Here is a 23,630-nt window from a genome sequence, read left to right as displayed (position 1 = left end):
GAAGCGGACGCAGTTCACAACTAGCGAACGACTTCGTACTCGTGCCCCAACGCCAGGCAATGGCTCAGCCATTCGCCCAGAAACACATTGAGCTGGGCCTTTTCATCGGGCTGGTGCATGGCGGCGTTCGGGTAAGGATAGATGCCGCGAAAGCGTCGTGCATGTTCGGCGCTGATGACTTCGGCCATGCGCGCGTCGTGGTAGACCTGCACTTCCAGCTGCGGCACCGGCAACCATGGCAGGCTGTGTTCCTGGCGTACCTGCAAGGTCGTGGTGTACGGGCAGGTCTGCAGCACTTCGAGGGCGAGCACGCCGAGCATCTGTTCGCCCTGGGTCACGGCGATACGCCGCGCCTCGGGTTCGTTGCGCATGTCCGGCAGCAGTCGCATCAGGCGCGCGTAGTTGGCCTCGCAGGCGGCTTGCAGCCCCACGAGGTCAACCCGATAACGATCGCGCAGCTTGTTTACGACCATAGCCCCCTCACTTCGGCGCGGTTCAGCGCCAGCCACTGCAAGGCGATGATGCTCGCCGCGTTGGCAATCCGTCCGTCACGCACGGCCTGCAAGGCATCTTCGAATGCCCAGACCGTTACGCGAATGTCTTCGGCCTCTTCTTCCAGCCCGTGCAGCCCGCCGACGCCGTCGGTGTTGCAACGCCCCAGATACAAATGCACGAATTCGTTGCTGCCACCCGGCGATGGAAAGTACTTGGTCATCGGCCACAGCGCCTTGATGTCCAGCCCAGCTTCCTCCTGCGCCTCGCGGTGAGCAACTTCTTCCGGTTGCTCATCCTTGTCGATCAGACCAGCGACCAGTTCGACCAGCCACGGGTTGTCGGCCTTGCCCATGGCGCCGACACGAAACTGCTCGATCAGCACCACTTCATCGCGCTGCGGATCGTAAGGCAGGACGCACACGGCATCGTGGCGCACGAAGATTTCACGATTGATCTCGCGGCTCATGCCACCGGCGAACAACTCATGGCGCAGGTGCACACGGTCGAGCTTGTAGAAGCCCTCGTAGCATTTTTCGCGCCGCACGATATCGACGGCGGTCGGAATAGCGTTGGCAAAGTCAGTCATGATCGTCCTCTTTACTGCACATCCATTACGAGGTTGCTGTGTACAACCGGCAACCTCGACTTCGCGCCATCCTAACGCGCCCGCACCGTTTGATGCAGCCCCTTTACCGTCAGCGGGATGGACGGTGACGGTGAAACACACTCTAATCAGCTTAGTGGCGAACTGACTGCTTCGTTGAGAGTCGAAGCGGTATCTTTTTGCCTTCCCCTGCTTTCGAAAGGACGCCCATGTCGCTTTTCAAAATTGCCTCTGTGGCCGCTATTGCCCTGACTCTGGGCGCTTGTGCCAGCCTGTTCCAGCCCAACTATCGCACGCCGCTGGAAACCACCCGCGACGCCTCGGAACAACTCAAACCCGGCTGTTCCAACCCCGATTGCCCGCTGGTGAACATCGACACCCTGCGCTTCCCGGATGAGCCGGCATTGGACGGCATCATCGAAAAACGTCTGCTGCAAATGACCCGCACCGAAAAGAACGCACCGGTCGCGCCAACCCTGGCCGCCTACCGCGAGCAGTTCCTCGCCAGCGCCGGCCCGCGCCACAGCAGCTATCTGCAAGCGAAAGTACGCGAGCAGCATGACGGACTGGTGATCATCGAGCTGTCGAGCTACCTCGACACCGGCGGCGCCCACGGCACTCCGGGTCGCGGTTTCATCAACTATTCGCGCCAGCAGCACAAGGTGCTGAACCTGTCCGACATGTTGCTGCCGGGTCAGGAAGAGGCGTTCTGGAAAGCCGCGCAAGTGGCGCACAACAGTTGGCTGATCAGCACCAAGCTCGATCAGGAGGCGGAATTCGTCGCGAACTGGCCGTTCGTGAAAACCCCGCACGTGGCGCTGACCTACGGTGGCGTGATCCTCAAGTACGACGTGACCACCATCGCGCCTTATGCGCTGGGCCACGTCGAACTGAAGATTCCTTACCCGCGCCTGAACGGCATTCTCAAGCCTGAGCTGTTTCCCGGCCGTAACTGAAGGCCCGGCCCAGCACCAACTGCAACAGCCCTGCCAGCACCAGCGCCGGCAGGGTTGCGCCGACATCCGGATACAGATTCGCCAGCAAGTGGTAGGTGCTCACGCCACCCAGCCACGCCAGCAACGCCGGCCAGCGCAATGCGGCTGAGGCAACCTGAGCACTGCGCTTGCGCAGGATGAAGTGATCCACCAGCACCACGCCGAACAGCGGCGCAAACACCGAGCCGATCAGCAACAGGAAATTCTGGTACTGCGCCAACGGCGCCAGCAGTGCGATCAGCGTGCAGATCACGCCGATGGCCAAGGCCAGATGCTCGACTTTCAGACGCAACAGAATCCCGCTCGATACCGCTGCCGAATGTATATCGGCAAAAGCGTTTTCCGACTCGTCGAGCAGAATCAGCAACAGCGGAATGCCCAGACCGGCGCCTGCCAAGGCCAGTAGCAACGCATTGACTTCACCGCTCGGCGCGAACGCCAGGGTGTAGGCCACGCCAAGGCTCATCAGCCAGAAGTTACCGATGAAAAAACCCACAGCCGTGCCACCGAAAACATTCTTTGCGCGTTTGCCGAAACGCGAGTAGTCGGCAATCAGCGGCAGCCACGACAGCGGCATGGCGATGGCAATGTCGAAGCCCACGGCGAACGGCATCGAACCGTCACCGGCGCGCGCCCACAGCGCCGCGAGGTCGGCTTTGGCGAACAGGTTCCAGGTCAGCCACAGGCACGCGGCGAGCAACAGCCAGATGCCCCACTTGCGCAGAATCTGCCGCACGAACGTCAACGGCCCGCTCACCGCGAGCAAGGTCGCCAGCGTGCCGAAAAACAGCGTCCACAGCATCGGATTGGCCCACGGCGAACCTTCGCTGAAGGCGCGGGTGCCGAGCAGGCTGGCGGCGTCGCGCATGACGATGATTTCGAACGAGCCCCAGCCGATCAGTTGCAGCAGATTGAGCAGCGCCGGCAGGCTCGCGCCTTTGCTGCCGAGGCTGAGCTTCAGCGCGGCCATCGATGACAGGCCGGTGTCGCTGCCGATCACGCCGACAGCGGCCAGCAACAGCACGCCCACCAGCGTGCCCAGAAATATCGCCAGCAACGAACCGGACAGGCCCAGACCTGGCGCGAGCAAAGCGCCGGTCTGCAAAACCATCAGGCCGATGCCGAGGGAGAACCACAGGGAAAACAGATCGCGACCGCCGAAGACACGCTTGTCAGCGGGCACGGCGAGGTCGGGGGAATAAGTGCCGGGTTGAATGCTCAAGGGTGTTATCTCAAAGAGGAGCAGGAAAAAGCGGCAAGCTGCAAGCCGCAAGTTAAAAGCGGTACGCGGACCGCTTCTAATCTTGCAGCTTGCCGCTTGCCGCTTGTGGCTAGACTTTTGATCGTTCCCACGCTCTGCGTGGGAACGATCAGTGAAAAAGCTGCAAGCCGCAAGTTAAAGCGGTACGCGGACTGCTTCTAATCTTGCAGCTTGTAGCTTGCCGCTCGGGGCTAGACTTTCTTGTACAGCTGACTGCCTTCCTGTCTGAACCGCTCGGCCTGTTCCGCCAGACCTTTGGCGACGTCCACATCGACCGCGTCGATGCGCTGGTTGGCCGCGTATTCACGGACTTCCTGGGTGATTTTCATCGAGCAGAATTTCGGCCCGCACATCGAGCAGAAGTGCGCGACCTTCGCCGAGTCCTTCGGCAGGGTTTCGTCGTGATAGGAGCGCGCGGTGTCCGGATCCAGGCCGAGGTTGAACTGGTCTTCCCAGCGGAATTCGAAACGCGCCTTGCTCAGTGCGTTATCGCGGATCTGCGCGCCCGGGTGTCCCTTGGCCAGGTCCGCTGCGTGCGCGGCGATCTTGTAGGTGATGATCCCGGTTTTCACGTCATCCTTGTTCGGCAGACCCAAGTGCTCCTTCGGCGTGACGTAGCAGAGCATCGCGCAACCGAACCAGCCGATCATCGCCGCGCCGATACCGGAGGTGATGTGGTCGTAGCCCGGCGCAATGTCAGTAGTCAACGGGCCGAGGGTGTAGAACGGCGCCTCGTCGCAGCATTCGAGCTGCTTGTCCATGTTCTCTTTGATCAACTGCATCGGCACGTGGCCCGGGCCTTCGATCATGCATTGCACGTCGTGCTTCCAGGCAATCTTGGTCAGCTCGCCGAGGGTTTCCAGTTCGCCGAATTGCGCTTCGTCGTTGGCGTCGGCAATCGAGCCCGGACGCAGGCCATCGCCCAGCGAGAAGCTGACGTCGTAGGCCTTCATGATTTCGCAGATTTCGTCGAAGTGGGTGTAGAGGAAGTTCTCTTTGTGGTGCGCCAAGCACCACTTGGCCATGATCGAACCACCACGGGAGACGATGCCGGTGACGCGCTTGGCAGTCAGCGGCACGTAACGCAGGAGCACGCCGGCGTGAATGGTGAAGTAGTCGACGCCCTGCTCGGCCTGTTCGATCAGGGTGTCGCGGAACAGCTCCCAGGTCAGGTCTTCAGCGACGCCGTTGACCTTCTCCAGCGCCTGATAGATCGGCACAGTACCGATCGGCACCGGCGAGTTGCGGATGATCCACTCGCGGGTTTCGTGAATGTGTTTGCCGGTGGACAGGTCCATCACGGTGTCCGAGCCCCAGCGAATGCCCCAGGTCAGTTTCGCCACTTCTTCTTCGATCGAAGAGCCCAGGGCACTGTTGCCGATGTTGCCGTTGATCTTCACCAGGAAGTTACGGCCGATGATCATCGGTTCCAGTTCGACGTGGTTGATGTTGGCCGGAATGATTGCGCGGCCACGGGCGATTTCTTCGCGGACGAATTCAGCGGTGATTTCTTGCGGAATGCTTGCGCCGAAGCTGTGGCCGGCGTGTTGCTGCTTGAGCAGGCCGGCCGCGCGGGCCTCTTGCAGCTTCATGTTTTCGCGGATGGCAACGTATTCCATCTCGGCGGTGATGATGCCTTTGCGCGCGTAGTGCATCTGGCTGACGTTGGCCCCGGCCTTGGCGCGGCGCGGGTTGTTGACGTGGGCAAAGCGCAGTTTGGTCAGTTCGGCATCGGCCAGACGCTGTTGGCCGAAGTTCGAGCTCAGGCCCGGCAGGCGCTCGGTATCGCCACGGTCATCGATCCACGCTGAACGCACATCGGCCAGGCCTTTGCGCACATCGATGACCACGTTCGGATCGGTGTACGGGCCGGAGGTGTCGTAGACCGTGACCGGGGCGTTGATCTCGCCGCCGAAATCGGTCGGGGTTACATCGAGGCTGATTTCGCGCATCGGTACGCGAATGTCCGGGCGCGAGCCCTGAACGTAGACTTTTTGCGAACGGGTGAACGGCTTGACCGATTGCTCGTCGACCTTGGCCGAGTCACTCAGGTTGATCGCGCTTTTTTCTTTTGTTGTCATCACGGGCTCTCCAGACAGCATCCAGCAGTGGATTGTCGGAGCAGAACCTGAAAGGCACGGACGCACCAGGACCGGTGCTGTGCATTCGTCGTGAGCGTTCGATTGTCGAACAATATCCCGGACGAAGCACAAGAGGACTCGCCGGGTGACGAGAAATCTTGTTCCCTACGCAGGCGCTAACCTGATCAGGTTCAACGGGATCCGAAATTATTCGATCTCAGCCTCATAGCAAGGCACCCCGACAAGAACCCGGCCAGTCTAGACACAACCATCGAGGAACGCCAACACCGCTGCAAACGCCATGATGAATGGCGTAAATACACTGGCAGCCCGATTGTTGCCGGAGCAATGCGCAACTACACTCGCTGGGCCTGCTCAGCCTTGACGCTGTGCGGGCTGCGCCTTACCTTTGGCGCCCGGATTACTTCCATAATATTCATGCTAGGGATCGCCTCATGCTGCGCAAACTTTCATTGGCTGTTGCCGTGTCCTGTGCGTCCAACACAATGGCCTGGGCAGCGGAAGCACCCTTGTCGACCAAAACCGATCTGGTCAGCGTCTATCAGGAAGCGGTCAACAACAACGCCGACCTCGCGGCGGCCCGCGCCCAGTATGGCGCGCAGAAAGAAGTGGTGCCCCAGGCCCGCGCCGGTCTGCTGCCGAACCTGTCCGGTGGCGCCGAAGTCGCCGACGTGCGCACCTCGATCGACCAGCCTTCGGCCATCGCCAACCGCAGCGCGCATTCCTACCAGGCGACACTCGCGCAGCCGCTGTTCCGCGCCGATCGCTGGTTCCAGTATCAAGCAGCCAAGGACGTCAACGAACAGGCCGCGCTGCAACTGTCGGCGACCGAACAGAACCTGATCCTGCAATCGGCCGAGAGCTACTTCAACGTGCTGCGCAGCCAGGACAATCTGGCCTCGACCAAGGCTGAAGAAGCGGCGTTCAAACGTCAGCTCGATCAGTCCAATGAGCGCTTCGATGTCGGCCTTTCGGACAAGACCGACGTGCTGCAATCGCAAGCCAGTTACGACACCGCGCGAGCCAACCGCATCGTCGCCCAGCGTCAGGTCGATGATGCGTTCCAGGCGTTGATTACCCTGACCAACCGTCAGTACAACTCGATTCAGGGCATCGTACATACGCTGCCGATCCTGCCACCGGCGCCCAACGATGCGAAATCCTGGGTCGACACGGCGGCGCGGCAGAACCTCAATCTGCTCGCCAGCAACTACGCGGTCAGCTCCGCCGAGCAGACGCTCAAGCAGCGCAAGGCCGGCCACTTGCCGACCCTCGACGCAGTGGCGAAATACGAGAAAGGCGACAACGACGCCCTCGGCTTTGCCAACCCCAACTCTTTCGGCGCCCCCTACGGCGGCAACGTCGAGCAGAGCACGCTGGGCCTGCAACTGAACATCCCGATCTACAGCGGCGGCCTGACCAGTTCGCAAGTGCGCCAGTCCTATGCACAACTGGATCAGAGCGAGCAACAGCGCGAATCCCTGCGCCGGCAAGTGGTGGAAAACACCCGCAATCTGCACCGCGCGGTGAACACCGACGTCGAGCAGGTGCAGGCGCGTCGCCAGTCGATCATCTCCAACCAGAGCGCCGTGGAAGCCACGGAAATCGGTTATCAGGTCGGCACACGCAACATCGTTGACGTGCTCGACGCGCAGCGCCAGCTGTACACCTCGGTGCGCAACTACAACAACACCCGCTACGACTACATCCTCGACAACCTGCGCCTGAAGCAGGCAGCGGGAACGCTCAACCCGGGTGATCTGGAAGATCTGCGGCGCTATCTGAAAGCCGACTACAACCCGGACAAGGACTTCCTGCCGCCGGATCTGGCATCGGCGGCTGAAGCGCAGCTCAAGGCCCGGCCTTAAGCGTTAAAAACAAAAGATCGCAGCCTTCGGCAGCTCCTACAGGGAAATGCATTCCAACTGTAGGAGCTGCCGAAGGCTGCGATCTTTTTGCTTACTTGATCAATCTGCCCAAGCTATCCAGCAGCCGCTGCAACGCGCCCTGATTACGGCGCATCACCGCCAGCCCGGCCTCGGCCATGCGCTGCGCATCACGTGGCAGTTCGAACAAGCGCTGCACCTCGACTGCGAGGCCTTCGGCATCATCCACTTCGGCCAACGCCCCGGCTTCGCGCAATTGCGCGGCGATGTCGAGGAAGTTGAACAGGTGCGGGCCGCTGAGCACCGGTTTCGCCAGCGCGGCGGGTTCGAGCAGGTTGTGCCCGCCATTCGGCACCAGACTGCCGCCGACAAAAGCGCTGTCGGCCAGGGCATAGAGAAACAGCAACTCGCCCATGGTGTCGCCAAGCAGCACGCTCGTCTGCGCATCGACATTGGCCCCGGTCGAGCGACGTACCGTGGCGAAACCTTCGCGCTGGCACAAGTCGAACACCGAATTGAAACGCTCGGGATGACGCGGTACTAGAATCAGCAGCGCATCGGGATGACGGCCCAGCAAACGCCGATGGGCGTCGAGCACCACTTCGTCTTCGCCTTCGTGAGTGCTCGCGGCGATCCATACCGGGCGATCCTGCGCCTGCCACTGGCTGCGCAGTTCCGTTGCGCGTTGCAGCAGTTGCGGGTCGATCGTCAGGTCGAACTTGATCGAACCGGTGACGTCGACAGTTTCAGCCCGCGCGCCGAGATCACGAAAGCGCTGGGCTTCGGCTTCGGTCTGTACGGCCAGCAAACTCATTTCGGCGAGCATCGGCGCAGTGAGTTTGCTGAAGCGGCCATAGCCTTTGGCGGAACGCTGCGACAACCGTCCATTGGCCAGCGCCACCGGAATCCCGCGCTTGGCACATTGATGAATATGGTTGGGCCACAACTCGGTTTCCATGATCACCGCAAGCCTGGGCTGCACGCGATCAAGAAAGCGTGCCGCTGCGCAAGGCAAGTCGTACGGCAAATAGCAATGCTGGATGCGCGGCTCGTTGGCGAAAAGCGCCTGAATCCGCTCCGAACCGGTCGGGGTCATGCAGGTCACGGTGATCGGCAGCGCCGGATAGCGTTCCAGCAGCGCGCGGATCATCGGCGCAGCGGCAATGCTTTCGCCCACCGACACCGCGTGCACCCAAATGCCGCCGGGCTGCAACGTCGGCATGCGATAAGTGAAGCGCTCGCCAATGCGTCTGGCATACGCCGGCGCCTTGCGCGCGCGCAGCCACAGCCGAATCGCCACCAATGGCAGCCCCAGGTAAAACAGCGCGGTGTAGAGAGTTCTATTCATGGCGGCGGAGTTTATCGGCTTTTGTCGCCGATCGCCCGCAAGTGCACGGCAAAACGTTCTGCCAGCCAGCGCGCGGCGGGGCCGAGCGGTTCGTCGCGGCGCCAGACCAGTTCCACCACCAGCGCCGGCGGCGTCCATTCACTGTCGAGCTCAATCATCTGGCCCTGATACGCCGAGTACTGCACAACGTGACGCGGCAACCAGGCCCAGCCGAGATCGCGCACCAGCCATTCGGACATCACGTAAAAGCTGTCGGCGCGCCACACCTGCGGGCTGGCCGGCTCGTTGCCGGGATAGACGCTGGTCTGCGTCGACATCAGCAGTTGCCGGTGTTGCGCCAGTTGCTGGCAGGTCACGTAAGGCTGCTGCGCCAGCGGATGATTGACGCCGCAAACCGTAACCATTTCGACCCGGCCCAGTACACGCCGCTCAAGGGCTTCGGGGATTTCATCGTGATAGAACAGCAGGCCGAGATCGGCACGCCGCTCCACCAGTTTGCGCGCGACTTCGCCTTGGGCGGCGCTGGTCAGTTGCACTTCCAGGCTGGGAAACTGCTCGGCCAGCTCGCCGAAACTTTCCACCAGTGCCTGATACGGCATCGCCTCGTCCTGGGCCACCCGCAACTGCGCCTCCTGGCCGCGCAGCATGGCCATCGCGCGGCCGTTGAGGCGCTCGCACTGGCGCAAAACTTCCCGCGCTTCCTCCAGCAACGCCGCGCCCGCCTCGGTGAGCATCGGCTGCCGACCGCTGCTGCGCTCGAACAGGCTTACGCCCAAATCCTCTTCGAGCATTGCAACAGCGCTGCTGATCGCCGATTGCGCCTTGCGTTGTCGACGTGCCACGGCGGAGAACGATCGCTGCTCGGCGACGTCGACAAATACCCGCAGCTGCTCGAGATTCCATTGCATGCTTGCTTCCAACCCATCTTCAGAACAGATAGGTAATGACTTTACCCCATCTGAGCAATCCCTAGAATGTGGCCCCAGCAAGCAACGATTTATTTGAGGGTCGAAACCATGAACGCTTACGTCTATCTGGCCATCGCCATCTGCGCCGAAGTGATCGCCACCGTTTCGATGAAAGCGGTCAAGGGCTTCAGCACGCCGCTGCCGCTGATCCTGGTGATTGTCGGCTACGCAATCGCATTCTGGATGCTGACGCTGGTGGTGCGCACCGTACCGGTGGGCATTGCCTACGCCGTCTGGGCGGGGATGGGCATTGTCATGGTCAGCGTCGCCGCTCTGTTCATTTACGGGCAGAAGCTCGATGTGCCGGCGATGCTGGGGATGGCGTTGATCGTGCTGGGGGTCGTCGTGATTCAGCTGTTTTCGAAAACTGCCGGGCATTAAAAAGCAGCAGCAAGCTTCAAGCGGCAAGCCGCAAGCATTGCTGATTTGCTGGTCCGGGTTGCAGCTTGCAGCTTGAAGCTTGAAACTTGCGGCTTCTTCAACTCCGAGGTCGCTGCATGCCATCCGTTATTTCCACCGACGTTCTGATTGTCGGCGCTGGTGTCGCCGGCCTCTGGCTGAATGCGCGCCTGCGCGGTCAGGGTTTTTCGACCGTGCTGGTGGAAAGCGCCAGCCTCGGTGGCGGGCAGAGCGTGAAGTCCCAGGGCATCATCCATGGCGGCGCCAAGTACGCGCTGCACGGCGCGCTGACCGGCGCCTCGGAAGCCATCGCCGACATGCCGCGCCGCTGGCGCGAGGCGCTGGCCGGTAGTGGCGAGCTGGACTTGTCCGGCGTGCGCCTGTTGTCCGAAGCCCATTACCTGTGGTCGCCAGGCACTTTGGCCGGCAACCTCACCAGTTTCTTCGCCAGTAAAGCTGTGCGTGGCCGGGTCGATCAGGTCAAGGGCGACGAACTGCCGCTGGCCCTGCAAGACAAGCGCTTCAAGGGCAAGGTCTATCGCCTCGCCGAACTGGTGGTGGATGTCCCGAGCCTGATCCAGCGTCTGGCCGAGCTGGCCGGTGACGGTCTGCTCGCCGGGCAGGTCATCGAGCCGCTGCTGGAAGCTGGCATGCTGGTCGGCCTGAAAGTCGATGGCCGTGAGATCCGCGCCCAGCGCATCGTCCTCAGCGCCGGCGCCGGCACGGCCGAACTGCTTGAAGCGTTGGGCCTCAGTCGTCCCGCCATGCAGCGCCGCCCCCTGCACATGATCCTCGCCAAAGGTCCCGGCTTGAAACCGCTGTACGCGCACTGCCTGGGCGGCGGCACCAAGCCGCGCATCACCGTGACCACGCATCCGGCGGCTGACGGCCAGTGGGTCTGGTACATGGGCGGCGACATTGCCGAAAGCGAAGGCGTGGCCCGCGAGCCGGCCGAACAGATCGCCACCGCTCAAAAGGAAATCGCCCAGCTGCTGCCGTGGATCGACCTCAGCACCACGCAATGGGCGACCCTGCGCGTCGATCGCGCCGAGCCGCTGCAAACCGGCCTGACCCGCCCGGACAACGCGTTCCTCGCCGAGGAAGGTCGCTTGCTCGTCGGCTGGCCGACCAAACTGGCACTGGCGCCAGACTTCGCCGACCGCGTTATCGCCTCGCTGCAACGCGACGGCATCCAGCCGCAGGCGACTGAACCGCTGCCGCCATTGCCGAAACCGCCGCTCGGCGTACCCGCGTGGGAGCAACTGCTGCCATGACCATCGCCACTCTGCACGAACTGCATCGCCCACTGGGCAGTACCGGCCTGTCGGTTTCGCCGCTGGGCCTGGGTACGGTCAAACTCGGCCGCGATCAAGGGGTGAAATACCCCAACGGTTTTCAGATTCCCGGCGATGACGAGGCGCGCATGCTGCTGCGCCAGGCGCGGGATCTGGGCATCAACCTGATCGACACGGCACCGGCCTATGGTCGCAGCGAAGAACGCCTCGGCCCGCTGCTGCGCGGCCAGCGACAGGATTGGGTGATTGTCAGCAAGGTCGGCGAAGAGTTTGCCGATGGCGTGTCGCGCCACGACTTCAGCGCTGCGCACACGCGAATGTCGGTCGAGCGCAGCCTGCAACGTCTGGAAACGGATTTTATCGATCTGGTTCTGGTGCACTCGGACGGCAACGACATGGCCATCCTCGAGCACCAAGAGGTCTACGCCACCCTCGCGGCGCTGAAGGCCGAGGGCAAGATTCGCGGCTTCGGTTTTTCCGGCAAAACCGTCGAAGGCGGCTTGAAAGCGCTGGAGCAAGGCGACTGCGCGATGGTCACCTACAATCTGAACGAACAAAACGAAAAGGCAGTCATTGACTATGCTGCTGCCCACGGCAAAGCCATTCTGGTGAAAAAAGCCCTGGCCAGCGGTCATGTCTGTCTGAGTCCTGGAGTCGATCCGGTGCGCGCCAGCTTCGAGTTGCTGTTCACTCAACCCGGCGTCGCCAGTGCTATTGTCGGCACGATCAATCCGCTGCACCTCGCCCATAACGTAGCGACCGTTGCCCAGGTCCTGCGTAGTCACTGACGCCGCCCCGCGGCCTTAAGCCAGGAGCCGATATGCCGCGCACGCTCATCCGCAAGAACCCGAGCAACTTCAAGACACTGCCACTGTTCGTCGAAGCGACGCCCGAAGGCCTGAGCTATCAGAGCGTCGGCATGCCGCTGAACTTCGCCCAGACCCTGCAACGGCGCAAGCCTGTCAGCGTTGCCGACAGCGAACGCTTTGCCGTGGAGCTGGCCAACCTCGGCGTCTCTGTGCGCCTGACCCTGCATTGGCAGAACCGCGATTACTGGGTGCTGGTGCGCCAGCGTCGCCAGGATCGCGGTGACGTGGTACTGAAGCTGATTTCCGGCTACGTGCCGGCCCATGAGTTGAACATTCCGCTGCACACGGCGATTCAGGAAATTGCCGAAGAGTGTCTGCTGGAAACCCCGGAAGGCTGGCTCGGCGGACGCTTCAACGACACCTGGCTGCCAGCGCCCTACTCTGCCGCGCTGCATTATCGCGAGGCGCTGCCGTTTCGCCTGACACCGCTGTCCGGTTCGGCACGGCCGGTTCGCTGCGCCAATCTGCAACTGCTGGAGCGGCCACGGGCATATGTGCATCTACCGACCGCGTCGCTGCAATTGATCTACGATTTGCGCTTGGAAGTGCCCAAGGAAGCCAAATCGCTGAGCCTGTTTCATGTCGATGAACGCTTGGAAGGAGATCAGTTGGTCGCGCGTCTCGACCGAAAGCGTCCTGACCTGTATTTGATGCCGCTCAAGGACGGCGCGCCAACCGCCGAGCTGTTCACCCTCAAACGCGACAAGCTGATACCGGCCAGCACTCGCGGCATTCACCTGGCGGAGAGCTTCGCTACGCAACAAGGCTGGGTCGTGCACGACGAACGCATTCGCTGGAAGGACTGGCTGGTGCAACAGGGTCTGACACCGGCGAAAGCGCCACGCACCGGCCTCAAGCAGTTGAGCATCAAGGCACTGCGCCTGGTCGGACTGGGCAGGAAACGCGCGAGCCGCTAGCGGCGGCGATCCCACCAGGTGCGCAACTTCGCGAAGAAATGGAAGTAACGGTTTTCGCGCTTGCCCATGCCACGCTTGGGGGAGAAAGACTCTTCGGCAAATGCGCCGGTGATGCGCACGCGCGACGCCTGGATCGGCAATGTGCAGACCTTGGCGCCTGCCTCGAGCAGGGCGTATTTGAGCAAGCGCTCGGAGTGCAGCTTGCGGCCGGTCGCCTTGCAGAAATCGAAGATGCGTTCGATGCGTTTGCCGTACGCAACGTAGGTGTCGCGCCCGCATACGGCGAAACGGTCATTCAGACCGCCCCACCACTGCCAATCCGGAATATAGACGTTGTGCCGTCGCGCTTCGGCGTGGTTGAACAGGTAGCCTGGCAGCGCGGTGTGAAAGAAATTGTCCGGCCGCACAAACACCACGAAGTCGGGATCGAACGATTCGATCTCGCTGGTGACCATATGCAAGGAATTCAACTGATAGATCAGGTTGCGCAGCGATGCATAGTCATCGGCCCAGGTGTCACCCTGTGCCTTGACCCGCTCGAAATCCCAGCGCTCCAGCACGCCTTCGGTCGAGGTCAGCGCGCCGGTCATGGATTCGAAGGGTTGATAGTTGTCAGCAGCCAGTTCGCCTCTCTCTCCCGAGCGCGAGTTTTGCACTTCGTCGACTTTATACAGATGATAAAAGCACTTCACCTCGCTGCCCGCAGGCAACTGCGCCAGTACGTTCTGTTCGATTGAAGGGAAGCAGATCGGCGAATTTCTCGGAATCCCGAAAAACGCCACGGCAATTTTCACCACTCGATTGCACCTATGAAGAAATGATTCGGCCCGGCAGGCACCTGATTGCGGCGTCGCTTATTGGCGCTTGAACAGTTTCTGCCACCAGCGCCGGGGCTGCAGCGCTACGACTATCACATCGGACTTTTGCAACCAGTCCCGCTCGTAATCCCAGGCATGACCGCCCCACAGCTTCCCGGCCTCGTTGGAGAAGCCCAAAGTCATCAACTGATAGGTGTAACCGACATGCCCGCGCAGCCAGTCGAACAGCACCAGCGTGTTGAAGCCGGTGGAGGGGCCGACGTAGTGCTTGCCGCCCGGGCGGTCGACCGGGTAATTCCATAGCGGCGGCAACGGAATGCGATCCCAGTACATCGCAACGCGCGGCAATGGGCACATCGGTGCCGCGCAGCCCACCAGCATGGTGAAGCAGCGATCACCCGCGCGGTCGAACAGTCGCTGTACGTCCTGGCTGCAAGGCAGCCCGAAAAAATAGGCGTCCGGCGCGTTGTAGCCGTGCACGAAGACATTGACGCTTTGCTCATTGAGCAGCGTCGCCTTGATGCAGTGATTGAAACTGACGACGACGTCGTCAGCGCCGATATTCAGCGCCGCGAAGTCGGCTGCGCTAATGGCTGGGTTATTGGCGATCAGCACCACTCGGGCGGCGCGGCTCAGGCATTCGCGCAGTGCGTCGGGCAAGGCCTGCACAACCGACTGATCGCCACCGGGCAGCGCATCCAGCGCCATGTATTCGTCCGTCATTCAGGCCGGCACCTTCATGCCATAACGCAACTTCACCCAGAACCGAGTGAACGCCGACGGTGGCTGCCATGGACGCATCTCGCGCTGTATGGCTTCGGCGAGCGCCTGGCCGACCCGGGCAAACGAATAGCGACTTTCGGCGAACGCCTGGCCGTTGCTGGCGATACGTTGCGCCAGCTCGGGGTCGTCCTGCAGCATCTTGATTTTCGCCACCGCCTCGTCTTCGCTGCGATAAAACACGGTGTTGTGCATGTCTTCGAAACCGAGCAAGCGGTCTTCTTCGCCCTGGCTCCAGGCCAGCAGCACACAGCCGCACGCCATGGCCTCGAAGTTCTTGATCATGAACTCGTTCATGCCGATATCGGCGCTGACGAAGACTTTGATGCGATTGAGCGTTTCGAGATATTCCGCTCCGGACTTGGTGCGGGTCACGAGCATGCCGGTGCGCCGGGAGAGGGACTCGAGCATGGCCTTGCGCTCGGCGTACTCGGTGCTTTTCAGGCTGCCGAGAAAACCAATCGGGATGTCGCGCTCGACGCCGGTGTTGTGCAGCATCTGCTCGTCGTAGCCTTTGGAGACGAACACCGTATCAATGCCTTCAGCGAGCATCTTGCGCGCAACTACCGCGCCGGAAACCAGCGCCCGGCAGCTCGGCAATCGGCTATACAAGCGCGAGTAAACACCACGATATTTACTGGCGGGCATGTAGTTCTGGTAGGCGTCATGCTCCAGAAAGACCAGGCCGGGAATGCATTTGAGCACGCGTAATTGAGGCGCCAGACGTTTGACCCGGGAGAAAATCACCACACGGTCAAAGGTCTGGTAATCGACCGAAGCCAGAAACGCTCCGAGGTTCATCTGCTGCTGTTTGCTCAAACGGTAGATGAAACATTCATCGCAGTTCTGCTGAACGATGTCATAGAGCCGGTCGAGAATGACCCGCTGCTCGTCCATCACCAGAAGCATGACTTTCATAGATTAATCGACCACGTAACGTAGGCAGGCAAGCGCAGCGGATCCAAACCTGCCTACATCAGCGGAAACGATGAAATCCCCAAGGCAAAATCCGTTCACACGCGGTACACAACGGCAAAAACTCATCTGATCAGCGACTGCGTATTTTTTCGACAATCGCGGTCGTTGAGCTGTTTTCCACCAGCCCCAACACTTTCACGGTACCGCCGTAAGCGGTGACGATATCAGCGCCGACAACCTGATCGATGCCGTAATCGCCGCCCTTGACCAGCACATCAGGCTTGACCTCACGTAGCAGGTTCTCAGGCGTGCCTTCCGGGAAACTGATGACCCAGTCCACGGCACCGAGACCAGCGAGAACGGCCATGCGGCGGTCGACGCTGTTGATCGGCCGGCCTGGACCTTTCAGGCGACTGACCGAGGCATCGTCGTTGACCGCGACAATCAGTCGATCGCCTTGCGCTCGTGCCTGTTCAAGATAAGTCACATGACCGGCGTGGAGGATATCGAAGCAGCCGTTGGTGAAGACAATTCGTTCGTTATGCGCACGGGCGTCGGCGACAGCCAGCACCAACTGCTCAAGGCCCAGCACACCACGCTCGGAGCCTTCCTCGCGCTGAATCGCGCGACGCAGTTCCGGGGCGCTGATCGCTGCGGTACCGAGCTTGCCGACGACAATGCCCGCCGCCAGATTGGCCAGCGCCACCGCGTGCGGCAGTTCTTCGCCCGCCGCTATGGCCGCTGCCAAAGTGGAAATCACCGTATCGCCCGCACCGGTCACGTCGAAGACTTCCCGTGCACGGGCAGGCAAGTGCAGTGCTGGATGATCGGGCCGCAACAGCGTCATGCCGTGTTCGCCACGGGTGACCAGCAGCGCCCCGAGATCGAGATCATGCATCAGCGCTGCACCCTTGCTGACGAGCTCGTGCTCGTCAACGCAACCACCAACGATGGCTTCGAATTCGCTCAGGTTCGGCGTGATCAGGCTGGCGCCACGATAGATGGAAAAGTCCTTGCCCTTCGGATCAGCCAGTACCGGGATGTTTTTCGCCCGTGCCGCCTGAATCAGCGCCTGATGGTTTTTCAGCGCGCCTTTGCCGTAATCGGAAAGGACCAGCACCTTGATGCCCTCAAGCAGGTCGTCGACCTGCGAGCCAAGCGCCAAAGCGTCGGTGGCAAAGGGCTCTTCGAAGTCGATACGCAGCAATTGCTGGTGCCGACTCATGACCCGCAGCTTGACGATGGTCGGCTGGTGCGCAATGCGCTGGAACAATGCGCGTACGCCGGCGCCCTTGAGACTGTTGCTCAGGCTGTCGGCGGCTTCGTCATCACCTGTCACACCGACCAACGAAGCCGGTGCACCCAGCGCGGCAATGTTCAAGGCAACGTTCGCGGCACCGCCTGGACGATCTTCGATCTGCTCGACCTTGACCACCGGCACTGGCGCCTCAGGGGAAATCCGTGAGGTTCCGCCATGCCAGTAACGGTCGAGCATGACATCGCCGACCACCAAGACAGGGGCTTGATCGAAACGCGGCATGGACAACTTCATGGAGCAACCCACATACAAAATGAACAGGGGCGCGATATTAACACAGGGTAAAGCGCCGTCCGCCTCAATCTGAAAGGTCGCGGACCCAGAACAGTTCGTGGCGGCGAACAGCCTTGCGGAAAAACTCGTTACTGCCTGTGACAGGCCAGCGACGTCCGGCAAGCACCTGTTGAATGACGCGACGCAACTGCCGCTTGAATCCGAGCGGGCCCTGCAGGTCATGCTCCATGGCCAGCGCCATGGCCTTGTCCAACTGCACGTCCGCTGACAGCAGCGGACTCCACAAACGGTCGGACGGCAACGGTTCGATCGCCGGCGGCAGCGCAATCCCCCCTCCAGCCGGGCCCATTGGCCAACGATCATTGTCATGCAGGTGGTTGGCGTACATCAGCAAGGTCGACGGCTTCCACGTACTGGCGGCGATGGCTTCGAGCAGGGCACGGGTGGAAGCGACGTGGTCGCTGTGCGGATCCAGTTCGGGATGCGGAGTGACGACGACTTCGGGGCGAAAGTGCTCGAGCAATTGCCGTATATCGCCGACCAGATTGATCCAGGTCGGCGCGCCATCGCCATCGCCCGGCAGGTCGAACGGATTGTGCTGACGGACAGTGCGCACATCATTTTCGCCGGATTCCCGCGAGCAGAATGAGGTGTTCGGCTCTTCGGCCATCGCTGGCAATTGCAGGCAGTAGTAGCCCAGCTGTACACAACGACTGGCCGGCACCCCGCCCCACGACGGAATGCTCAGGCTGTCCCAACTGCGCAGGCGACCTTTCAAACGAGCAGCCTGAGCCTTGTCCAGACCCAGTCGCTGAAAATCTTCGGCTTCGATTTCGCCCTGGGTCAGGGTGACGATGCTTGCCTCTGCGCAGCGACTGTAGAGTCCGAACGCTGCCAGCTCGGCATCATCGGCGTGGGGCGCGATGACCATCACCCGTTGCTGCGCGTAATCGGGATTGCTCATGACCCACAGCGTGCCGCTGGAACTCAGCGTGCAATGCCGACCACGCAATGTCAGCGCGTTTTCGCCAAGCGCCGCGGCTTGCCCGGACAGATTGAGAAAGCGCCGCCCGCCGACGCCACGCTCGAAATCCTGGCGATCGTTACCCAGCTCGACATAAGGATCCCGCCAGCGGCCGAGCCACGTGGCTTTGATCTGAAGCTCCAGCAGCAGCGTTTCTCCCGGCGCCAGCGGCTCGCTCAGATGCACGATACCGCCTTCCAGTTTCACGGGGTGACGCGCCGTATCGCTGGGAAACTGGTACTGATAGTCGTCGCTTGCGCGATAGAACAGATGGTCGGCAAACCATGCTTCGTGCGCCACCCACGCCAACACCAGCAGCACCGGCACCAGCCACCAGCCCAACAGGAAGCCGGCCGCCAACAGCACGAGCAGGAACGCGATGAGGAACAAGCGCTTGCTGCGTCGATGGGCCTTGAGGAGCTGTTGCTTGCGAGCAGTCATGGTTTCAGACCTTGTAGACGGGCACCGTGTGGCACCAGCGATCCTTGTATTCGCGGTCGGCACGGCCGAACGAATAGCGCAGCGTCTTGCCCAGTGCCTGAGCATCCGCCCAGGCCTGCTGGGTGTTGACGAAACTCAATACACTGCCGGGGCTGAACTCGCGGCTTTGCGGATCGACGCCGCCATTGACGTATTCCAGCGATACCCACTGCGGCGCTTCGACACGGTAGAGAATCTGAATGGCGACCGGCGCCGACTCGAGCATCACAACCGAACCGGTCATGAACTCGCGCAGCAGCGTGAAGACTTCGACAAGTCCGGCCTTGCCGGGCACTTCGAAGCCCCAGCGCCGCTGGAACAGATCGCCATAAGCGGTGGCCTGCTCCTGTGGTGTCAAGTCGGACATCGGCACCAGCGAACCGCCCGCCTCTTCCAGCAGACGCTGTTCGCGACGCTGGTTGTAACGAAACTTCTTCGAGTAATCCTCAGGCAGCCGCGCAAGTGCCAGCCCTTCGGGCTGGGCTCGCAGGGTGCTGATCTGCCCGGCGTTGAGTTGCGACACGTAAGCCATGCGCTGGCGAACCGGAACCACGACATCCGCAGCAATCGGCAGAATCAGCTCAGCGTTGCCCATGTCCAGCAGCCCGCGCTTGCCCTCGCGCTTGAGCACTTCTTTGGACAGCGCGGCATGTTTTCCCCAGCAAGCAACAGCCGCGACGACTTCGCCGTCAACGATCCAGCCCAGGTAATGCAGCTTGATGCCGACAAACGTCGACAACCGCTCCACCACTTCGGGATGAGTTGCAAAACTGCCACCGAAGCGCTGCCAGGCCTGTGCGTAGGCCGCGTGATCAATCTCGCTCCAGCCGCGTTCTCGCCAGGCGCGAAATGCCGTCAGCATAGGTCGGTCACGTGGGTCGGTTGCGGCTCATCGCCTTCTTCGAATTCCTTCGCATGCAAGCGTGCGTAATAGCCATTCTGCGCCAGAAGCTGGGTATGAGTGCCGCGTTCGACAATCTTGCCTTCGTCCATGACCAGAATCAGATCAGCCTTTTCGATCGTGCTCAGGCGGTGAGCGATCACCAGCGTCGTGCGGTTTTGCACAACATGGTCGAGAGCCGCCTGGATATGCCGTTCCGATTCGGTATCGAGGGCCGAGGTGGCCTCATCGAGAATCAGCAGCGGCGCGTCCTTGAGCAATGCCCGCGCAATGGCAATGCGCTGCCGCTGGCCGCCGGACAGCAACACGCCATTCTCGCCGACCAGCGTCTCGTAGCCCTGCGGCATTTTGATGATGAACTCATCGGCGTAGGCTTCGGTGGCCGCGCGCTTGACCTCTTCGAACGGCGCCCCCGCCAGATCGCCGTAAGCGATGTTATTGGTCACCGTGTCGTTGAACAGCGTGACCTGCTGGGTCACCAGGGCGATCTGCCGACGCAGGCTGCGCATGGTGAAGTCCTGGACTTGCACGTCATCGAGCAGAATCTGTCCGTGCTCGTGCTGATAAAAGCGCGGTATCAGACCGGCCAGGGTGGATTTGCCACTGCCGGAACGCCCCACCAACGCAACCATCTGGCCTGGCTCGACAACGAAACTGATATCGTCGAGAACTTTCTTTTCACTGTCGGGATAACTGAAGCTGAGGTTGCGAACTTCCAGCCGCCCCTCGAGACGGTCGCGCTCGACCGTGCCGTGATCGACTTCTGCCGGCTCGTCCAGCTGCTCAAAAATACTCTCCGCACCGGCCACACCCTTCTGGATTGTCGAGCTGACTTCGGAGAGCTGACGAATCGGTTTTGGCAGCAGGCCGGCCATGGTGATGTAGGCCACCAGATCACCAGGCGATGCATCGCCACGAAGGTACAGGACCAGAAACATCACCACCGCCATGGCGCTATACGTCACCAATTGCAGCATCGGCGTATACACCGCGCCGGTCTTGGTCATCGTCAGTTGCTTATCGGTGTTGCTCTGGCTGGCGTCGCGGAAGCGGACCTTTTCGTAAGTTTCGCCACCAAAGCTGCGCACTACGCGGTAACCATGAATCGTCTCGGACGCCACATGCGTGACATTGCCCATCGACACCTGAATCTTTTTGCTCTGCTTGCGGAATTTCTTGCTGGTGCTGCTCACCATCAGACCAATCACCGGCAGGATGGCGACCATCACCAGGGTCAGCTTCCAGTTCATCCACAACAGGGTGCAGAACAGGAAAATCACGGTCATGCCTTCGCGGATCACCACTTTGATCGCGTCGGTGGCAGCGCCGGTGACCATCGTCACGTTGAAGGTGATACGGGAAATCAGGTGGCCGGAGTTATTCTTGTCGAAATAGCTGTTGGGCAGATCCAGCAGCTTGTTGAAAAGTACCACGCGCAGGTCATGCACCAGGCCCAGAGAGACCCGCGCCAGAAAGTAGTTGCCCAGATACGAACCGACGCCTTGCCACACGGCAATCAGCACGATCAACAACGGCACGCTCTCGAGCAATTGCAACTTGCCAAGGTAGGGATTGCCGGGGAACAGACTGGCCTCAGGATTGGCCAGGCCATCGACGAAATACTTGAGGATGTAAGCGAGCATCGGTTGGGTCGATGCGAAGATCAGGAAGCCGACGATACTCAGGATGAACAGGCCGGCGTAGGGACGCACGTAAGCCAAAAGGCGGAAATAGATCGCCAGCGTTGACTGGGCTTTCGGTTCAGGACTGCTCATGGGAATCCGCGTAAATCAGTGAGGCGGCGATGATATCACAGGCCCTTTTGCGCCGATAAACATCACCGGACGCCAGCCTTTGGCCAAGTCGGTTAAGATAGCCGGCTCACGATGGGGAGTCAGGCATGCAATCGATTGATCACAGCACTTACGAGGCACTGCGCAAGGGTGCTCAGGTACTCGAAGCCGACGGTTCCGGCGACAAGGTGCTCAGGTTGGCCGACGGTCGCATGCTCAAACTGTTTCGCCGCAAACGCCTGCTGAGTTCGGCGCTGTTCTTTCCCTACGCCCAGCGCTTCGCCAACAACACCAGAGCGTTACAGCAGCGCGGCATCCTCTGCCCAGACGTCATCGCGGTTTACCGTATTCCGAGCATTCAGCGCGATGGCGTGTATTACGCTCCGCTGGCGGGCGAAACCGTACGGCAATTGCAGGGCACGCCCGAAGAGGCCGAGACGTTGCGCGCTCAGTTGGGCGCGTTCATTGCGCAACTGCACGAAAAAGGCGTGTATTTCCGGTCCCTGCACTTCGGCAATGTCGTGCAGACGCCGCAGAATCAGCTCGGATTGATCGACATCGCCGACCTGCGCTGCCAGAGGCGCGCTCTGAGCGACAGCAAGCGACTGCGCAACTTCGCCCACTTGCTCCGCTACAAACAAGACCGGCAATGGCTGCTCGGCGCCGACGCCGGGCAGGCTTTCCTTGAAGGTTATCGCCAGGCGCTGCCGAGCAAGCGACAAGCTGCGCTGATCGAACGCCTGCGCCTGCTGCTGGGCTGACGTCTAACGGCCGATCACCAGAATCGTTGCGCCCTTGCGGTTGGCGAAGCGCTCGATGATGCGCATCTTGTGCGCCACCAGCCACTCGCTCAGCCACGGCTCATCACCCTTCCCCTCGATCAGGAAATAGCGATATTCATCGGCGTGCTCCGGCGACATCGCCTGTTCACGCGTGAGCGTAGGCAGGACATAACCGCGCCCCGCGTAATAGCTGATCCGACCGTCTTCGAACCAGGCGCTGGCCTCAGGCTCAACGTGCGCGGACATCCAGCGCCCGGCTGCCACGTAATGGGTCTTGCCTGCGCCAGTCGAAATCACATTCGACAGCATCACCAGTAACGCTGCCACGACCAGTACTTTGGTCCAGCGCGGAAACTGCCGGGCAAATGCCGCCAGCCCCATCGCCAGTACCGGTACGAAGAGCAAATTAAGGAAACTCAGATACCGGGCGTTCATGAACTGCTGCTTGATGAAAAACAGCATCAGCACGACGAGATACAGCAGTGCTGCCCAGGCGAACGGACGATAGTCTCGCCAGTAAACCCCCAAGACACCCCAGTTGCGACGCAGGACAAATGGCGCAGCGAACGGCCCCATCAGCTTGACGAATGTGATCATCATCGTCGCCAGCAGCCCGAAAAACACGATACGCCCAGCTTCATCCTGGGAGTACTTGTTGATCAGCGAGTTGCCAAACTGTTCAGACAGCATCTGAAACGACTGGTAGACGCCCTGCGGTGCAATCATGTCCAGATACAGGAGGAAGCGCGCCGACATGAAAAACCCGAAGGCCGATGCAACCAGCAGCCCCACCACCGGCAACAGAGCAAACTGCAGCAAACGCGTGCGCTGACCGGAGCGCCACAGCCCCGGCAATTGCCACAGCCCCAGCGCTGGCAATAACAGCAATGCTTCCAGCCGGAACAGCGCCGCAGCCACAATAGCCAAGTGAATCAGGCCGGCTCTGAGCCAACCGCCCAGGGCCTGCCAACGCAGCGCCTGCCACAACGCCAGCGTGCAGAAAAACCAGAAACCGCATTCACGGATGATGTCATTTCGAAAGGCGTTGACCGCGGGCATTGCCAGCACAGCCAGGCATGCCCAGCCAGCAAGCTGTGGCGAGCGTCGGCGAATACAATCGACCATCAGGGCACTGGTGCCGGCGAAAAACAGACCGCACCAGAGATAGGCGCTCAACTCCAGCGGCAACAAAAGAAAGCGATGGGTCAAAGCCAGAAGAATGGAGAACCACGGCCAGTCGAAATGCACCCAGGCCACGTCGGCCCCGTGCAAGACAACCTGATGGGCAATATCGATATACAGCGCGGCATCGCGACCGACCGTTGCGGTGCCCCACACGGCGATCAATGAAAGGAGAATGCTTGCCCAGAACGCGACACTGACCGGTCGCTCATTGATTAGCCGAGCTGCCTTGACCGCCCATTTACTATCCGTACCTTTCAC

The 23,630-nt window shown here is 61.0% G+C and carries 21 protein-coding genes and 1 riboswitch; of the genes, 7 read left to right on the top strand and 14 right to left on the bottom strand.

Annotated elements, in window-relative coordinates; translation table 11 throughout:
- Positions 1 to 20: 20 nt before the first annotated feature.
- Both AC4IHP_RS10650 and AC4IHP_RS10645 read right to left on the bottom strand, forming a co-directional pair.
- Positions 21 to 473 carry a DUF1249 domain-containing protein gene (locus tag AC4IHP_RS10650; protein ID WP_039756811.1) on the bottom strand — a complete coding sequence of 151 codons (453 nt, stop codon included), beginning with the start codon at positions 471 to 473 and terminating at the stop codon, positions 21 to 23.
- Positions 464 to 1,081, bottom strand: coding sequence for an NUDIX domain-containing protein (locus tag AC4IHP_RS10645; protein ID WP_460123355.1), 618 nt, complete (start codon positions 1,079 to 1,081; stop codon positions 464 to 466). The genes AC4IHP_RS10650 and AC4IHP_RS10645 overlap by 10 nt, the downstream gene beginning before the upstream one ends.
- A 227-nt stretch (positions 1,082 to 1,308) precedes the next feature.
- Here AC4IHP_RS10645 and AC4IHP_RS10640 point away from each other — a divergent pair, with 227 nt between their 5' ends.
- A complete protein-coding gene (locus tag AC4IHP_RS10640; RefSeq protein ID WP_071174221.1) occupies positions 1,309 to 2,055 on the top strand; it encodes an RsiV family protein in 747 nt (248 codons plus the stop codon).
- Here the strand turns inward: AC4IHP_RS10640 and cytX are convergent.
- Complete coding sequence (gene cytX, locus AC4IHP_RS10635; RefSeq protein WP_262138711.1) at positions 2,024 to 3,316, bottom strand: putative hydroxymethylpyrimidine transporter CytX; 1,293 nt, start codon at positions 3,314 to 3,316, stop codon at positions 2,024 to 2,026. The two genes, AC4IHP_RS10640 and cytX, sit on opposite strands and share 32 nt — an antisense overlap.
- Before the next feature lie 230 nt (positions 3,317 to 3,546).
- Positions 3,547 to 5,436: a phosphomethylpyrimidine synthase ThiC gene (gene thiC / locus AC4IHP_RS10630; protein WP_490831663.1), complete on the bottom strand. Its 1,890-nt coding sequence runs from the start codon at positions 5,434 to 5,436 to the stop codon at positions 3,547 to 3,549.
- Between the two features lie 145 nt (positions 5,437 to 5,581).
- Positions 5,582 to 5,687: riboswitch (TPP riboswitch) on the bottom strand.
- A gap of 204 nt (positions 5,688 to 5,891) precedes the next feature.
- On the opposite strand from thiC, the gene AC4IHP_RS10625 reads away from it, so the two are divergent.
- Positions 5,892 to 7,325, top strand: a complete 1,434-nt coding sequence (locus tag AC4IHP_RS10625; protein ID WP_490831662.1) for a TolC family outer membrane protein — start codon at positions 5,892 to 5,894, stop codon at positions 7,323 to 7,325.
- Between the two features lie 91 nt (positions 7,326 to 7,416).
- On the opposite strand, the gene waaA is transcribed toward AC4IHP_RS10625, so the two are convergent.
- Complete coding sequence (gene waaA / locus AC4IHP_RS10620) at positions 7,417 to 8,691, bottom strand: lipid IV(A) 3-deoxy-D-manno-octulosonic acid transferase (protein WP_490831661.1); 1,275 nt, start codon at positions 8,689 to 8,691, stop codon at positions 7,417 to 7,419.
- Positions 8,692 to 8,702: 11 nt separating this feature from the next.
- A complete protein-coding gene (locus AC4IHP_RS10615; RefSeq protein WP_460123341.1) occupies positions 8,703 to 9,599 on the bottom strand; it encodes a LysR family transcriptional regulator in 897 nt (298 codons plus the stop codon).
- Between the two features lie 108 nt (positions 9,600 to 9,707).
- Here AC4IHP_RS10615 and AC4IHP_RS10610 point away from each other — a divergent pair, with 108 nt between their 5' ends.
- From AC4IHP_RS10610 to AC4IHP_RS10595, 4 genes are all read left to right on the top strand, one after another.
- Positions 9,708 to 10,040, top strand: coding sequence for a DMT family transporter (locus AC4IHP_RS10610; RefSeq protein WP_460123338.1), 333 nt, complete (start codon positions 9,708 to 9,710; stop codon positions 10,038 to 10,040).
- Positions 10,041 to 10,156: 116 nt separating this feature from the next.
- Positions 10,157 to 11,332 (top strand): NAD(P)/FAD-dependent oxidoreductase, encoded by a 1,176-nt coding sequence (locus AC4IHP_RS10605; RefSeq protein ID WP_490831660.1) that lies wholly within the window; start codon positions 10,157 to 10,159, stop codon positions 11,330 to 11,332.
- Positions 11,329 to 12,141 carry an aldo/keto reductase gene (locus AC4IHP_RS10600; RefSeq protein ID WP_122601460.1) on the top strand — a complete coding sequence of 271 codons (813 nt, stop codon included), beginning with the start codon at positions 11,329 to 11,331 and terminating at the stop codon, positions 12,139 to 12,141. The genes AC4IHP_RS10605 and AC4IHP_RS10600 overlap by 4 nt, the downstream gene beginning before the upstream one ends.
- Positions 12,142 to 12,173: 32 nt before the next feature.
- Positions 12,174 to 13,139, top strand: a complete 966-nt coding sequence (locus AC4IHP_RS10595; RefSeq protein ID WP_460123332.1) for a metal ABC transporter ATPase — start codon at positions 12,174 to 12,176, stop codon at positions 13,137 to 13,139.
- Here the strand turns inward: AC4IHP_RS10595 and AC4IHP_RS10590 are convergent.
- The 7 genes from AC4IHP_RS10590 to msbA all read right to left on the bottom strand — a co-directional run bounded on the left by AC4IHP_RS10590 (position 13,136) and on the right by msbA (position 21,387).
- The gene (locus AC4IHP_RS10590; protein WP_490831659.1) at positions 13,136 to 13,936 is read right to left on the bottom strand and encodes a hypothetical protein; all 801 of its coding nucleotides are present in this window, start codon (positions 13,934 to 13,936) and stop codon (positions 13,136 to 13,138) included. The genes AC4IHP_RS10595 and AC4IHP_RS10590 overlap by 4 nt on opposite strands.
- 57 nt (positions 13,937 to 13,993) lie before the next feature.
- Entirely contained in the window at positions 13,994 to 14,680 is a 687-nt protein-coding gene (locus AC4IHP_RS10585; protein WP_490831658.1) for a hypothetical protein, read from the bottom strand.
- Positions 14,681 to 15,655, bottom strand: coding sequence for a glycosyltransferase family protein (locus AC4IHP_RS10580; RefSeq protein WP_460123322.1), 975 nt, complete (start codon positions 15,653 to 15,655; stop codon positions 14,681 to 14,683).
- 130 nt (positions 15,656 to 15,785) lie between these two features.
- On the bottom strand, positions 15,786 to 17,207 hold the full coding sequence (hldE, locus tag AC4IHP_RS10575) for a bifunctional D-glycero-beta-D-manno-heptose-7-phosphate kinase/D-glycero-beta-D-manno-heptose 1-phosphate adenylyltransferase HldE (RefSeq protein ID WP_039756793.1): 1,422 nt from the start codon (positions 17,205 to 17,207) through the stop codon (positions 15,786 to 15,788).
- Positions 17,208 to 17,271: 64 nt separating this feature from the next.
- Positions 17,272 to 18,672, bottom strand: coding sequence for a PIG-L deacetylase family protein (locus tag AC4IHP_RS10570; RefSeq protein ID WP_490831657.1), 1,401 nt, complete (start codon positions 18,670 to 18,672; stop codon positions 17,272 to 17,274).
- A 4-nt stretch (positions 18,673 to 18,676) separates the two neighbouring features.
- Positions 18,677 to 19,573 carry a GNAT family N-acetyltransferase gene (locus AC4IHP_RS10565; RefSeq protein WP_490831656.1) on the bottom strand — a complete coding sequence of 299 codons (897 nt, stop codon included), beginning with the start codon at positions 19,571 to 19,573 and terminating at the stop codon, positions 18,677 to 18,679.
- Positions 19,567 to 21,387, bottom strand: coding sequence for a lipid A export permease/ATP-binding protein MsbA (gene msbA / locus AC4IHP_RS10560; RefSeq protein WP_460123313.1), 1,821 nt, complete (start codon positions 21,385 to 21,387; stop codon positions 19,567 to 19,569). Before msbA ends, AC4IHP_RS10565 begins: the two co-directional genes overlap by 7 nt.
- A gap of 125 nt (positions 21,388 to 21,512) precedes the next feature.
- Between msbA and AC4IHP_RS10555 the strand changes: the two genes are divergently transcribed.
- On the top strand, positions 21,513 to 22,166 hold the full coding sequence (locus AC4IHP_RS10555; RefSeq protein WP_490831655.1) for a lipopolysaccharide kinase InaA family protein: 654 nt from the start codon (positions 21,513 to 21,515) through the stop codon (positions 22,164 to 22,166).
- Positions 22,167 to 22,169: 3 nt separating this feature from the next.
- Here AC4IHP_RS10555 and AC4IHP_RS10550 read toward each other — a convergent pair whose 3' ends face one another.
- On the bottom strand, positions 22,170 to 23,630 hold the full coding sequence (locus AC4IHP_RS10550; RefSeq protein WP_490831654.1) for a hypothetical protein: 1,461 nt from the start codon (positions 23,628 to 23,630) through the stop codon (positions 22,170 to 22,172).

Source organism: Pseudomonas sp. UF-293, from assembly GCF_058245595.1.
Note: the sequence above shows the minus strand (reverse complement) of the source record. Positions and strands in the feature narration are given on the sequence as shown.

Bases quoted from the DNA above. Each gene is read 5' to 3' on its own strand.
- AC4IHP_RS10650 (WP_039756811.1), bottom strand. From the start codon at position 473: ATGGTCGTAAACAAGCTGCGCGATCGTTATCGGGTTGACCTCGTGGGG.
- AC4IHP_RS10645 (WP_460123355.1), bottom strand. From the start codon at position 1,081: ATGACTGACTTTGCCAACGCTATTCCGACCGCCGTCGATATCGTGCGG.
- AC4IHP_RS10640 (WP_071174221.1), top strand. From the start codon at position 1,309: ATGTCGCTTTTCAAAATTGCCTCTGTGGCCGCTATTGCCCTGACTCTG.
- thiC (WP_490831663.1), bottom strand. From the start codon at position 5,436: ATGACAACAAAAGAAAAAAGCGCGATCAACCTGAGTGACTCGGCCAAG.
- AC4IHP_RS10625 (WP_490831662.1), top strand. From the start codon at position 5,892: ATGCTGCGCAAACTTTCATTGGCTGTTGCCGTGTCCTGTGCGTCCAAC.
- waaA (WP_490831661.1), bottom strand. From the start codon at position 8,691: ATGAATAGAACTCTCTACACCGCGCTGTTTTACCTGGGGCTGCCATTG.
- AC4IHP_RS10615 (WP_460123341.1), bottom strand. From the start codon at position 9,599: ATGCAATGGAATCTCGAGCAGCTGCGGGTATTTGTCGACGTCGCCGAG.
- AC4IHP_RS10610 (WP_460123338.1), top strand. From the start codon at position 9,708: ATGAACGCTTACGTCTATCTGGCCATCGCCATCTGCGCCGAAGTGATC.
- AC4IHP_RS10605 (WP_490831660.1), top strand. From the start codon at position 10,157: ATGCCATCCGTTATTTCCACCGACGTTCTGATTGTCGGCGCTGGTGTC.
- AC4IHP_RS10600 (WP_122601460.1), top strand. From the start codon at position 11,329: ATGACCATCGCCACTCTGCACGAACTGCATCGCCCACTGGGCAGTACC.
- AC4IHP_RS10595 (WP_460123332.1), top strand. From the start codon at position 12,174: ATGCCGCGCACGCTCATCCGCAAGAACCCGAGCAACTTCAAGACACTG.
- AC4IHP_RS10585 (WP_490831658.1), bottom strand. From the start codon at position 14,680: ATGACGGACGAATACATGGCGCTGGATGCGCTGCCCGGTGGCGATCAG.
- AC4IHP_RS10580 (WP_460123322.1), bottom strand. From the start codon at position 15,655: ATGAAAGTCATGCTTCTGGTGATGGACGAGCAGCGGGTCATTCTCGAC.
- hldE (WP_039756793.1), bottom strand. From the start codon at position 17,207: ATGAAGTTGTCCATGCCGCGTTTCGATCAAGCCCCTGTCTTGGTGGTC.
- AC4IHP_RS10570 (WP_490831657.1), bottom strand. From the start codon at position 18,672: ATGACTGCTCGCAAGCAACAGCTCCTCAAGGCCCATCGACGCAGCAAG.
- AC4IHP_RS10565 (WP_490831656.1), bottom strand. From the start codon at position 19,573: ATGCTGACGGCATTTCGCGCCTGGCGAGAACGCGGCTGGAGCGAGATT.
- msbA (WP_460123313.1), bottom strand. From the start codon at position 21,387: ATGAGCAGTCCTGAACCGAAAGCCCAGTCAACGCTGGCGATCTATTTC.
- AC4IHP_RS10555 (WP_490831655.1), top strand. From the start codon at position 21,513: ATGCAATCGATTGATCACAGCACTTACGAGGCACTGCGCAAGGGTGCT.